10 protein-coding genes are annotated in these 12089 nt (G+C 58.7%); 7 read left to right on the top strand and 3 right to left on the bottom strand.

The annotated features are described in order from the left end of the window. The first annotated feature begins 121 nt into the window (after nt 1-121). A complete protein-coding gene (locus NZ453_RS03855) occupies nt 122-244 on the top strand; it encodes a hypothetical protein (RefSeq protein WP_263769053.1) in 123 nt (40 codons plus the stop codon). 110 nt (nt 245-354) lie between these two features. Here NZ453_RS03855 and NZ453_RS03850 read toward each other — a convergent pair whose 3' ends face one another. Beyond that, a complete protein-coding gene (locus tag NZ453_RS03850) occupies nt 355-1098 on the bottom strand; it encodes a hypothetical protein (RefSeq protein ID WP_263769052.1) in 744 nt (247 codons plus the stop codon). 302 nt (nt 1099-1400) lie between these two features. On the opposite strand from NZ453_RS03850, the gene NZ453_RS03845 reads away from it, so the two are divergent. Both NZ453_RS03845 and NZ453_RS03840 read left to right on the top strand, forming a co-directional pair. Beyond that, nucleotides 1401-2435, top strand: a complete 1035-nt coding sequence (locus NZ453_RS03845; protein WP_263769051.1) for an SGNH/GDSL hydrolase family protein — start codon at nt 1401-1403, stop codon at nt 2433-2435. Between the two features lie 168 nt (nt 2436-2603). Next, on the top strand, nt 2604-3719 hold the full coding sequence (locus NZ453_RS03840; RefSeq protein WP_263769050.1) for a GntR family transcriptional regulator: 1116 nt from the start codon (nt 2604-2606) through the stop codon (nt 3717-3719). On the opposite strand, the gene NZ453_RS03835 is transcribed toward NZ453_RS03840, so the two are convergent. Further along, entirely contained in the window at nt 3712-5073 is a 1362-nt protein-coding gene (locus NZ453_RS03835; protein ID WP_263769049.1) for a class-II fumarase/aspartase family protein, read from the bottom strand. The genes NZ453_RS03840 and NZ453_RS03835 overlap by 8 nt on opposite strands. 96 nt (nt 5074-5169) lie before the next feature. Beyond that, entirely contained in the window at nt 5170-6795 is a 1626-nt protein-coding gene (locus tag NZ453_RS03830) for a methyl-accepting chemotaxis protein (protein WP_263769047.1), read from the bottom strand. A 343-nt stretch (nt 6796-7138) separates the two neighbouring features. Here NZ453_RS03830 and NZ453_RS03825 point away from each other — a divergent pair, with 343 nt between their 5' ends. The 4 genes from NZ453_RS03825 to NZ453_RS03810 all read left to right on the top strand — a co-directional run bounded on the left by NZ453_RS03825 (nt 7139) and on the right by NZ453_RS03810 (nt 12057). Then, nucleotides 7139-8107: a Bug family tripartite tricarboxylate transporter substrate binding protein gene (locus tag NZ453_RS03825; protein WP_263769045.1), complete on the top strand. Its 969-nt coding sequence runs from the start codon at nt 7139-7141 to the stop codon at nt 8105-8107. A gap of 154 nt (nt 8108-8261) precedes the next feature. Further along, nucleotides 8262-8747 (top strand): tripartite tricarboxylate transporter TctB family protein, encoded by a 486-nt coding sequence (locus NZ453_RS03820; protein ID WP_263769044.1) that lies wholly within the window; start codon nt 8262-8264, stop codon nt 8745-8747. A 24-nt stretch (nt 8748-8771) separates the two neighbouring features. Further along, complete coding sequence (locus NZ453_RS03815) at nt 8772-10289, top strand: tripartite tricarboxylate transporter permease (RefSeq protein ID WP_263769043.1); 1518 nt, start codon at nt 8772-8774, stop codon at nt 10287-10289. Nucleotides 10290-10482: 193 nt separating this feature from the next. Beyond that, complete coding sequence (locus NZ453_RS03810; protein WP_263769042.1) at nt 10483-12057, top strand: glycoside hydrolase family 3 N-terminal domain-containing protein; 1575 nt, start codon at nt 10483-10485, stop codon at nt 12055-12057. Nucleotides 12058-12089 lie beyond the last annotated feature (32 nt).

Here is a 12089-nt window from a genome sequence, read left to right as displayed (position 1 = left end):
TTTCATACTGTTACACGCTGGCACGGATCGGCGAATGAACGCAACAGACGACAAAAGCATGTCTCTCTACAATTCAGCTTGCCAAGTGAATCAACGCTTGGCAAGACAAAGGAGATCGAAAATGGAACTGAAACAATTGGGTTATGCTGTCGTATTGGTGGCCATGGCGTTGATCCCGCAACTCATATCAGCCTACGTCGACAGCCGCTCGAGGTCGTCACGCGGCTCGGAAGCACAGTCGTAAAGAATCCCTGTTGTCATCGCTCTTTGCAGGCAACAGGGATTTTTTTCGCCCATCTCCTGCGTTTTCCTACCGAATTCTATCGGCATTCCAAATCACCCGTTTCCGTACTATTAACGCTGGTCAAGGCGAACCGGCAGGCTGAGCCAGGCAACAACACCGAGAATCATCAAGCCTACGGCCAGCCATTGCACCGAATACCAAGGTCCGCCGCCACGGCGCAACACCTCGAATCCCTCCACGAACACCGTCTCGCAGGCCCCGTTTCCTGAGTCGGTGCGCACGATGCTCGTGCCGCGCTTGAATGGCATGCCATGGTTGTGCGAATACTCCGCGAGATAGCCGGTGAAATGCACCTGATCCCCAATGCGCACACCGCGTAGCGCCTTAGCCACCCGTTGATCCGCCGTCAGCAAATGGTTATTCGAGATCGCCGTCATGTCGAAGGCTTCCCACGTCTCGCGGGATGAGCTCTTCGCATTGCAAGTGAATTGCTCGCTCCAGAACTCGATGTCGCGGTAGGCGCCACTGCTGGCATTGCTTCCCCAGATGACGCACAGGTCGGTGATGTTCAGCTTGTCGTTCCACTCCTTATGCAGGTAGTCCCACCAGGTATCGGCGTTGTGCTTGCTGACCACCATGCCATACAGGTCGTAACTGTATAGCGGGCGGATGGTGTATTCGATTCCGCCGGCTGCAACTAGAAACGGCGATTTCGCCACTTCTACTTGCGCAGGCTCGGCCAGCAGATCGGGCACGAGTTCCTGCGGGGACGGCAGATCCGTCTTTTTCCATAACGCGAGCGCCAACAGAGCGGCGCCGGCAAGAAACAGCCATTTTCCGAGTCGATGGTCCATTACGTTTCTCTGTTCTTCTGATTGTTCGTCTCAGTACCCGCCGTGCGACTTAGCGCAGAAAGCTCGGCATCCCCTCGCCAGTCTGACGAGTCCCGAGACCCCGGCCGGCCGCCATTCTATCTGTTGGAACTCGCCCGCCCACCATGTTTTGGGCAACCTCGCGTCAGAACCGCGGACCTTCCCGAGTCTCATGGATTCCCGTGTTAATGACAGGGGCAAAAGTCCGTCGACCGGCCGGCTCAACCTCGGCATAATACGTGCGGATAGGCAATCGATAGTTCGACCAACCGAGGAGGACCGCCATGCGCCGTACCCTTGCCGTACTATTTTTCTGCCTCACTTCACTGCCAGCCTTCGCCGCGCCGTATAGCGGCATCTATTTCTTCGGCGATAGCCTGACCGACGTCGGCAACGTGCAAAACGTGTATGCCCACGTTCCGCACTCGCCCGGCTGGCCAGCAACGATTCCCGGCGCACCCTATGACTCTGGCGGGCGCGCGACCAACGGGCCTAACTACTCCGACGTTGTCGCTCAAGGCCTCGGCTTTGTGTCCGCTCCCTCCACCGCCGGCGGCAACAACTATGCGTTTGGCGGCGCGCGCACGCGCTACCAGATCTTCGGCCAGCCCTTCATGGGCATACTGAGCCAAATCGCCGCGTACACCGCGCTACCCGGCGCCGCCAATTCGACGGCGCTGTACGTCGTCTGGGGAGGCTCCAATAATTTGCAAGACATCATCATGGGCAAGAGCAGTGACGTGTTCGGCAATCCGATACCGAACGTGGCTGCCACCGTGAACGACATCGTCTCCGGCATCCTCGCCCTGTACGCCGAGGGCGCACGCGAGTTTTTGGTTCCGAATGCCCCGGACCTCGGGCTCACGCCACGGGTCAGCGAGCTTGGCACCGCAGCCAAAGTGGCAGCGCACCAGCTTTCGCTCCTCTATAACGGCCTCCTGGGCGCGGCACTCAGCCAGCTCGAGGCCAGCTACGCCGGGCTCGACATCATCGGCTTCGATACCTACAGCCTGCTCAACGAGGTTGTGGCCGATCCGGCCGCTTTTGGCCTCAGCAATACGTCGGACCGCTGCTACACGGGCGACGACTCCACCTTTACCGGCGGGGGCAGCGTCTGTGCCAACCCCGACAGCTACGTTTTCTGGGACGGCATCCACCCGACCAAGGCGGTGCATGCAGTGCTCGGCAATGCCATGCTGGCGGCGCTGCAGTTGCAGGTGCCGGAGCCAGCGATTCCGGCCTTGCTCGGTTTGGCCTTGCTTGCGGCAGTCATCGTCCTGCGCTTGAATCGCCGCCTCCCCATATTAACGGCCAGCTGAAAGATGAATATCAGCGAACGGAGGTGACACTCCTTTCCCGTCTCGGCCTAACTAACACTTTGCGTCGGGTTGAGGCGGGACCCCCAGCGGTCACCGGAGGACTATGAGGCAGCCATCGGAAACGCGGATCGATTGCCTGCCCCATCAATTGCGTTGTATTGTATCAGTATGCGTAATACAACCATTGAACTTGAAAAGTATCTCAACGACTTGTCCACGACTGCACGTGCCGGGGACAAGTTGCCGACAGTCCGCGAACTGATGCGTCGCTTCGGCCTCTCCCAAATGTCAGTTCAACGCGTCTTTCATGACATGAGGGCGCGCGGCCTTGTTGACTCACAAGTGGGGCGCGGCACGTTCTTCCTCTTGCATGGTTCCGACGCCGGGGAACCGCGCGACGGAGGCGAATCAAAAATCGTCTCTTCCGCACGGGCCGAATCGCGATCAGTACTCCTGCTGCGGCGTTCGATCAGTATTGCTCGAGGACGCGTGCTTATCGAAAAACTGCACGAGCGTTTTGTCGCCAATGGCCAGAAAGTGCTCGAGGTTTCGTATTCGGACCCAAACCACGCGCGGGCGGTTCTGAAGGGGTTGCCGCGATTCGATGCCTGCGTTGTCCAATCGACTTACCGGCCGATCCCTATCGAAGTGCTTGCCGCGATTCGCGACAAGACAGACGTGATCGCTGTTGACGGTACTGCGTTGGTAGGTGCTGACGTCGAGGCGGTCGGCACCGAGTGGGGCGAGCCGCTTGCCGAAGCCACACAACGACTTCTCGAACGAGGACACCGGAAGATAGCTTTCGCCGCCACATCGCGGCCACTTCTGGCAACGCAGCTTGGTTTTCGCCGTTGGGAGTACCTTGAGAAAGCACACCCCGACATCAGTTTCCACACCATCAAGGTTCCTCTCCTGCCAGACGAGGACTACGTGCAAAGCCTTGTTGCCGAGTTGATGGTGCAGGTCGACGACGGGCGACTGCCTTTTTCCGCGTTGATTGTCTGGGGCGTCGAAGATGGCGCCCGGTTCCGGCGCATGCTAATGGACCTGGGTGTTTCAGTCCCCGAGCATCTCAGTGTGGTATTGCTCGGACGTACGGATCTTCCCAACGAACGTGGCGGTTTCTTCGAAATCATTGGGAGCAGTATCGACGATCAAGTAGAGGCACTTTACCAGGCGATCAATGATCGCTGGCTCAACCCCAGCTTGCCTTACGGTGTCCGGCTGACGCGCGTCACGCGGAAGGAAGGTGCGTCAGTAGCAAGCCCGATCGAGGTTAATTAATCGGGCGATTTCGCGACAATCGGTTTACGACGTCCTCAACGATGGACGAGGATTCGCCGACATTAGCGGCGGGGTCCAGCCAATGGTCCAGTTCTGATGGCAGAGGTTGGCTTTGAAAGACCGGATGTTCCCGAAGAGCGGTGAGCAAGGGAATGTGTTCCGACTGGGCACGTTGGGCGGCTTCGTAGAGCAGGTGGTGAGCTTCATGCCGTCCCATCACGTGAGCTAACCCCATCATCGCCGTTTCGGAGGCAACGAGACCGTGGGTCAACTCAAGATTGCGGCGCATGGCATCCGCATCGACCGATAACCCGTTGGCGAGATGCGAAAGCGTCTCGCCAATGGAAGCAGCGATGATGCTGATTTCCGGCAACAAGACATCGCTAACGTTGGTCGCCGACGAATCGCCTTCGTCCATGCGTACCATGGATTCCAATACCAAGGGTACCCGCCCCCTAAGCAACCGCGACAGGCTGACGAGAAGCAAGGCTACTGTGGGATTACGCTTCTGGGCCATTGTCGAACTGCCTACCTTGCCCAGGTGGAATGCCTCGGCCACCTCGCCAACCTCAGTACGCTGCATGAATGCGATATCCTGCCCTATCCGTTGCGTTGTCCCCGCCAGCAAACCGAGAGCCACGCAATAGTCTGCAACCCGGTCGAAGGACGCGCGTAATTGCACAATGCTGGGCTGCAACCCTAGCTTCTTCGCCACAAGAACCTCGACTTCACGCCCTATCTTTCCGGTGGCGCCGAACGTTCCGATCGCGCCGCTCATCGATACGGTGAATGAGGAGGAAAAACGCTCGCGAAGACGCGCCCGATCCCGGTCCAGTTCGTCTAGCCAGCCGGCAACCTTGAACCCGAAAGTCATCGGTAATGCATGCTGGCCGTGCGTGCGCCCGGCCATGGCGACGTCCTTGTTCCTCATAGCCAACGTGGTGAGCGCATTGAGGGCGACATCGAGCTCGTTAAGCATGAGACCATGCGTCCGAGCCATCTGCATAGAACACGCCGTATCGAGGATGTTTTGCGTGGTGGCTCCCCAGTGGAGATAGCCCGCAGCGGAGTCGCCGCACAGCATCTCAAACTGGCGCAGGACCGGTACCAAAGGATGTTGCATGAAGGCGATGTCGCGTGCCAGTTGCGCCCGGTCGAAAAGACGTGCATCGGCCTTGGTCCTTATCATGGCAGCAGCCGACGCGGGAATCACCCCAAGTTCCGCCTGGCTCTCCGCCAATGCTGCTTCAACATCCAGCCAAGTCTGCAACGTCGTCTCGTCGGTCCAGACTTCTTTCGCCCCGGCGCTAAACCAATGCGCCGTCATGAAGGATTCAAACATTCCGATGGACATTGCATACCTCGCTCAAGAGAGAACGGTTGATACGATCCCGCACCCGCTGTCTGCTTGCCGTCTCCCCTAGACAAGAAACGGACTCGACGAATGAAATCAAACCTTATATGCAGAGACAATACGCTGCATGTCGGCGGCCAAACGATCGAGGTCTCCGGCGCCGGTAGCACTGTTGCCAGCAGACGCGCTGCTCTCCTCTGACATCTGGGCAATCCGCTCAACCTGTACGGCGATATTGTTGGTGGCCGCACCCTGCTCGCGAATTGCCGATGCAATTTCCTCAACCATACCGACAGCGGCCTGACTACCGGAGCTGATCTGCTGAATCGATACGCTGGCCTCCTTGGCACGCTCCACACCCACGGTCACTTTGCCCACCACTCCTTGCATGCTGACGACCGCGCTGCCGGCGCTGGTGCGCATCGCGTCAATCGTCAAGGCAATCTCCTGAGTAGCAACAGCGGTGCGCTCTGCCAGCTTGCGTACTTCGTCCGCTACAACAGCAAAGCCGCGTCCCTGCTCGCCGGCGCGTGCCGCCTCAATCGCGGCGTTGAGCGCCAAGAGGTTGGTCTGATCCGCGACTTCCTTGATCACCGCTACCACACCGGATATCTTCTGGCTGCTCTGCTCAAGACCCTGGATAACGTCCGCAGCCTCATGAACGGTGCCGGCAATTTCCTGGATGTCGCTCACAGTCTGGCCAATCACCTTCGCGCCGATGATCGCCAGCCGGCCAGAATCACCGGATAGACGATTGGCCTCCTGTGCCCGATCGGCGACGTGATTGATGCTGACGGTCATTTGCTCAACAGTAGCTGCCATGTTCGACGCGGCCTCGCTTTGCAGTTGTGAGGCCCTAGACACCTCGCTGGACGTGACGACCATCTGATTAGCAGCGTCCGCGACAGAACGAGCGCCCGAAGCAATGGACCTAAAGCTGGTCTGCAGCTTATCGAGCAAACGGTTCAGGGCTTGCGTCGCCTCGCCGATCTCGTCCATGCGGCGGACTTCCACTCGGGTGGTGAAATCGAGGTCGCTCTCGATGCGGCCGACCATGGACCGGATCTGACCCAGCGACGACCTGATACTGCGCAGAAGCAGGCAGCCCACCAGAGTAACCGCCACCAGCCCGGCTGCGATGGTAACCAGCGAGACCGTTCTGCCGAGCGCTGCGTTGGCCGCCGCTTCGGCGGCAACCGCCTCGGCGTGCTTCTTGTTGTAGGCAATATGTTCGTCGAAGCCTGCCAGCGCGGCGGCGCCGGCTTGCGTCCCGCGCAGTGCCATGAGGCTGCGTGCCGCTTCCTTCTCGTCATCCAGCGACTTCGGAAGCACCAATTTCTTGACGATGGCATCGTAGTTCTTGAGATTGACGAGCGTCGCTTCAAGCAGTTTTCGGTCCTCGTCATCGGCCACATGCCGCTCGTATCCTTTTAGCACGTTGGTCAGCCGCCCCATATCTTCGTCTAGCTTGGCCTCGATTTTCTTCATGCCGGATTCCGTCGATGTGATGATGTGCAGGTAGCCGTTTACCCGGATCTCCATGAAAATCTGACGCGCCTCGGCTAGCGTCTGGATGCTGCCCAAGCTTTCCTCGTTGATCCTGCGGATACTGTCCGCCACCTTGCCGGCGACCGATATCCCGACAAGACCGACGATCAGCAGAGCCAATACTGATGCTCCTATCATCAGTGCAAGACGAGTTGCAATCGTGATGCGTTTCATCGCCTGTTCTCCTTGGCATTGCAGAACTGGAATCGAAGCCGAACACGTGTCCGAGCCGTCAATACACATTGTATTGAAACAATAGCACACAAATAGAATTGAACGGTACAAGACCAGACAGCAACCGCCTAATGGCCTAGCCATTTTACGGATGGAACACAAAGATCAGATTAAATACAATACAATATGTTGACACACAAAAAATGTATGTCTATATTAATCGTATCGGCCTTTGCTAAAGGCCCGGTTGGCGGACGTAGCGGTTCGCCACCGCAATGGGGAGGGGATCTGCCATGCGGAAATTTGCTATCTCAAGAGCTGTATTCACAAAGGATGAACTGATATGAATTGCAGAAATATTCTTAAGTTCGCCGCCGCCAGCTGCGCGCTCGTGACATGCGTGGCTTCCGCGCAGTCCGACAAGCCCATTTCCGTGATCGTGGGATACTCGGCCGGTGGAAGCGCTGACTTCGTTTCCCGTACTGTTGCCTCCGAAATGTCCAAGCAACTTGGGCGGCAGGTCATCGTCGAGAACGTTACCGGTGCAAGCGGCATGCTCGCGGCGCAGAAGGTCATCAACGGCCCAGCGGACGGCAGCATGATCTACATGGGTGGCACGGACACCGTCGTCATCCCGATGGTGAACAGCAAGGTCAAGGTCAACTGGGAAAAGGACTACCAGCCGCTCGGCCGCATGACGTCTTTCCCGATGATCGTCGCCGTCAACTCGAACTCGCCGTACAACACACTTCCCGACCTGATTGCCGATCTGCGTAAGGGCAAGAAGGACTTCACTTACGCGACGCCAGGCATAGGAACGATGCAGCACCTCTACGGTGCGCTGATCAACAAGAATGCCAAGGTGTCGATGGTTCACGTGCCTTACAAGGGCGGCGCCCAGATCGCTACCGACCTAATGGGCGGGCACGTCGAAAGCGCCATCCTGGTCCTCTCCACTGCCATGCCTTTCCTCAAGGATGGAAAAATCAAGGCGCTCTCCATGTCGGACACAGCGCGTTCTCCTGCGATTCCCAACGTCAAACGGATCGGCGAAGAAGAAGGGTTCGGCGGCCTGTCCTTACCTCTCTGGCAAGGATGGTTCGTCAAAGCCGGAACTCCTTCGGACGTCGTCGCCGCCTACGAGAAAGCTCTTCTGGGTGCAGTCAATAACGTGGACGTCCAGGCAAAACTCAAAGCCTCCGGCATCACGCCCGCGCCGCTGAACGGCAAGGAACTGGGCACGTTCGTCAAGCAGCAAGCCGGAATCTACAAGGACGTCGTCGAATCTGCACGCATCTCGCTCGAAGAGTAATCAGCGATAAATCTCCGCACGAATGTGGGCTGATGTAATGCCACACCCACATTCGATGCACCACACAATAGGAACACGCCCTTAATCCGCCTCAAGACGGTCTGGGCCCGCAACGGAGCGAGAAGATCAGTTCCCGCTCCATTGGAGAAACAAGATGGTCAAACACCGGCAGAACTTCGTATTCGGCCTTCTCTGCATGTTGATGGGAATTGCTTTCGCTATCGGAGCAAAAGGATATTCCGTCGGCACCTCCGCTCGCATGGGGGCGGGCTTTTTCCCGTTCTACGTATCGTGCCTACTCATCCTGCTCGGCGCGTGGATCAGCGTGACATCGCTAGGCCAGGATCATAAACCGGAAGGCAATATCGGTAAGCTTTATGTCCGCCCGGTGATCTTCATCCTCGGCGCGAACCTGCTGTTCGGCGTCTTGCTCGTCGGATTGCCAAGTGTAGGACTGCCACCGATGGGGCTGCTCGTCTCCGTTTTTGCCACCGTAATCGTGGCGGCGATGGCCGGACGAGAGTTCGTCTGGCGCGAGGCGCTGCTACTCGCTTCGGTTCTCGCGGCATCCTGTTTCGTCCTTTTTGTGGTCATGCTCAAGCTCAACCTGCCTGTGCTGCCTTCGTTCCTTACCGCCTGACCGACCACCAGAGAGAACCATGCCATGAATTTTCTGCTCGACAATCTCTCCATTGGGTTCAGCGTAGCTCTGACGCTCCAGAATCTCAGCTACGCCCTGATCGGTTGCCTGATGGGAACCCTTATCGGCGTTCTGCCCGGGCTTGGCCCCGTCGCCACTATCGCCATGCTGTTGCCGGCCACCTATTCCCTCTCGCCGGTTACTGCACTGATTATGCTTGCCGGGATCTACTATGGAGCCCAGTACGGTGGTTCGACCACGGCAATCCTTGTCAATTTGCCCGGCGAGCCGTCCAGCATCGTCACAACGCTGGACGGATATGAAATGGCAAAGAACGGTCGAGCCGGGCCCGCGCTGTCGGCCGCCGCCATCGGCTCGTTTATCGCCGGGACCATCGGCACCGTCGGGCTGGCGGCATTCGCCGTCCCTCTCGCCAGCGTCGCGATCAAGTTCGGTCCCGCCGACTACTTCTCGTTGATGGTCTTTGGCCTGATCGGTGCGGTGGTGCTGGCCAGCGGGTCGTTACCGAAGGCCATCGCCATGATCCTCATCGGCATGCTGGTCGGCATGATCGGCACCGACGTAAATTCGGGAGTAGAGCGATATTCGTTCGACATGCCCGAACTGGCCGATGGAATCGGCTTCGTCGTGGTGGCAATGGGCGTTTTCGGCTACGGTGAAATCATGCAGAACCTTTCGCGAGGTGAAATCCATCGTGATCTGCTAACGCGGAAGCTGACCGGCCTGATGCCGACGAAGGAAGATATGAAGGCCATGCTTCCGCCCATTCTCCGTGGCTCGGCGATCGGGTCGATCATCGGTGTGCTTCCCGGAGGAGGAGCGATGCTTGCAGCTTTCGTGTCATACACCATCGAAAAGAAGAAGAAACTGAAGCCGGACGAAGTCCCACTGGGAAAAGGGAACATTCGCGGCGTTGCAGGCCCCGAATCGGCAAACAACGCCGGAGCACAAGCCTCCTTTGTGCCGATGCTCACGCTGGGCATCCCGCCCAATCCCGTCATGGCACTGATGATCGGCGCGATGATGATCCACGATATCCAGCCGGGCCCGCAGGTCATTTCCAGCAATCCTGAGTTGTTCTGGGGCCTGATCGCTTCGATGTGGATCGGCAACCTGATGCTCGTGGTACTGAACCTACCGATGATCGGCATGTGGGTGAAGCTACTCACCGTGCCGTACCGGTGGCTCTTCCCGTCAATCGTTCTGTTCTGCGCCATCGGCGTGTTCACGACCAACAACACGGTGTGGGACATCTGGATGGTCGCGATATTCGGCCTCTGTGGATACATCCTGATGCGTCTCGGCGCGGAAGTGGCTCCCCTGATGCTGGGCCTGGTCCTCGGGCCGATGATGGAGGAAAACTTGCGCCGTGCGCTGGTCATTTCCGGAGGTGACTGGAGCGTCTTTGTCACTCGTCCCATCTCGGCCTTCCTGCTGCTCATGGCCGCGCTGCTCGTGGTGTTGATTCTGTCGCCCGCGCTGAAGAAGCGCCGCGAGGAGGCCTTTAAGGAAGACGACTAGAGCAGATCCCTGCTCCGCCGCCGGGAGTTTGCCCCTCCCCGGCTGAGCCTCACCGAACCACCTCTTCTAGCTAGACGTCCCCGGCCCGCGATTGCTGGCAAGGAGGACCTTTTTTCGCCCAAAAAGCGGCCGCAGCCGAAGAAAACGCCCGGCCGGACGGCCTGAAGTACGCCGCAACTCCAGGAGATCCTTCATGAAGCCCCTCGACATCAACAGCCTCAACGTAGAACAGAAGATCGGTCAGATGCTGCTCATGCGCAACCCGATCGATCAGGACGACTTCGATTTCGTCATCGAACTCATCAAGAACCGCGCGCTGGGCGGCATCCACATCTCGCACAAGTACGTCAAGGACAACTACTACGTGAAGAGCGAGCGGGACATCCTGGACAAGGTGCTGGCCACCGCCGACTACCCGATCCTGATCTGCGAGGACATGGAGTACGGCTACCCGAAGGGCATCGTGTCAATGCCGTACCAGATGGCCATCGGCTCTACCGGTTCGGAGGAACTGGCCTACGAATACGGCCGCATCACCGCCATCGAGGCCAAGAAGGTCGGCTACAACGTCGTGTTCGGGCCGATCGTTGACCTTGCCGAGAACCCCAAGGCGTGCTGCGTTGGTTCCCGCTCCTACGGCGCCACCAAGGAATTCGTCGCCCGCATGGCCGCCGCCACGATCCGCGGCTACCAGGACAACGGAATGATCGTCACCGCCAAGCACTTCCCTGGCTTCGGCGAGTCCGAGGTCGACAACCACATCGGCATGGTCTACCTGAGCGGCGACGAGCAGAAGATCCTCGAGCACGAGATGTATCCCTACACCTATGCGATGGGGCATGCCGACCTGTCCGGCGTGATGATGGGGCACATCATGATCCCCAAGCTCGACCCAGTCTATCCGGCGAGCATCTCGCCGAAGGCCGTCCAGTTGCTGCGCAGCACCGGCTACAACGGCCTGATCATGACCGACTCCTTCGCGATGATCGGCATGACCAATTACTTCCCGCTGCCCGACTGCCACAAGCTCGCGATGGCCGCCGGCAACGACATGGTGATGACCAGTTACCGCATGGGCGCCCGCGAAGCCTACGGCTACATGCTGGACGCCTGGCGTGAAGGCATGGTGAGCGAGGAACAGATCACCAGCGCCGCGCAGCACGTCATCGAAGCGCAGAACAAGACGTTGAAGCCCGCGCAGAAGAGCGAACTCGACGACAACGACCGCAACATCACCCGCGTGATGGCCGAAAAGGCGGTCGCTGCCCAGCTCGACGGCGTCGACACGCTGGCGCTCGACACCGCCGAGAAGCACCTGTTCATCATCCAGGAAGGCGTGCTCTACAAGGATCCGGTCAGCGGCGCGATCAAGGCCGACAAGTGCGACCTGGAAGTCGCCACCGACGTGCTGAAGAGCCGCTTCAAGAACGGCGACTTCATGGCCCTGCCCGAATTTCCGGTCAAGCCGCAGATCGAGCACGTCCTGGCCACGACGCTGAAATACAAGAGCGTGGTCATGGTTCTGGCCAACCAGTCGGTGTCCTACACCGGCTCGTCCGACGCCTGCCAACGCATGGTGTCGATCATCGACGGGCTGCGCGAGAAGCTCTCCGCCATCGTCCTGTACGGCTGCCCGTACGCCGCTCGTGAGTTCGGCCGCATCAAGCGGATCGTTTACGGATTCGACGGCAAGGAATGCCAACGTATTGCGGCTCTCGCTTTGGCCGGCGAGCACCTCCCTGTCGGAAACCTCCCCATTTCGTTCTGACGAAAGATCCATTCAGGTTCGCCTCGCCCTCA

It is taken from the genome of Propionivibrio soli (genome assembly GCF_025770765.1).
Taxonomy (GTDB): domain Bacteria; phylum Pseudomonadota; class Gammaproteobacteria; order Burkholderiales; family Rhodocyclaceae; genus Propionivibrio; species Propionivibrio soli.
This window is presented reverse-complemented; position numbering and strand designations above follow the sequence as displayed.

Bases quoted from the DNA above. Each gene is read 5' to 3' on its own strand.
- NZ453_RS03825 (WP_263769045.1), top strand. From the start codon at position 7,139: ATGAATTGCAGAAATATTCTTAAGTTCGCCGCCGCCAGCTGCGCGCTC.
- NZ453_RS03815 (WP_263769043.1), top strand. From the start codon at position 8,772: ATGAATTTTCTGCTCGACAATCTCTCCATTGGGTTCAGCGTAGCTCTG.
- NZ453_RS03855 (WP_263769053.1), top strand. From the start codon at position 122: ATGGAACTGAAACAATTGGGTTATGCTGTCGTATTGGTGGCCATGGCG.
- NZ453_RS03845 (WP_263769051.1), top strand. From the start codon at position 1,401: ATGCGCCGTACCCTTGCCGTACTATTTTTCTGCCTCACTTCACTGCCA.
- NZ453_RS03835 (WP_263769049.1), bottom strand. From the start codon at position 5,073: ATGTCCATCGGAATGTTTGAATCCTTCATGACGGCGCATTGGTTTAGC.
- NZ453_RS03840 (WP_263769050.1), top strand. From the start codon at position 2,604: ATGCGTAATACAACCATTGAACTTGAAAAGTATCTCAACGACTTGTCC.
- NZ453_RS03820 (WP_263769044.1), top strand. From the start codon at position 8,262: ATGGTCAAACACCGGCAGAACTTCGTATTCGGCCTTCTCTGCATGTTG.
- NZ453_RS03850 (WP_263769052.1), bottom strand. From the start codon at position 1,098: ATGGACCATCGACTCGGAAAATGGCTGTTTCTTGCCGGCGCCGCTCTG.
- NZ453_RS03810 (WP_263769042.1), top strand. From the start codon at position 10,483: ATGAAGCCCCTCGACATCAACAGCCTCAACGTAGAACAGAAGATCGGT.
- NZ453_RS03830 (WP_263769047.1), bottom strand. From the start codon at position 6,795: ATGAAACGCATCACGATTGCAACTCGTCTTGCACTGATGATAGGAGCA.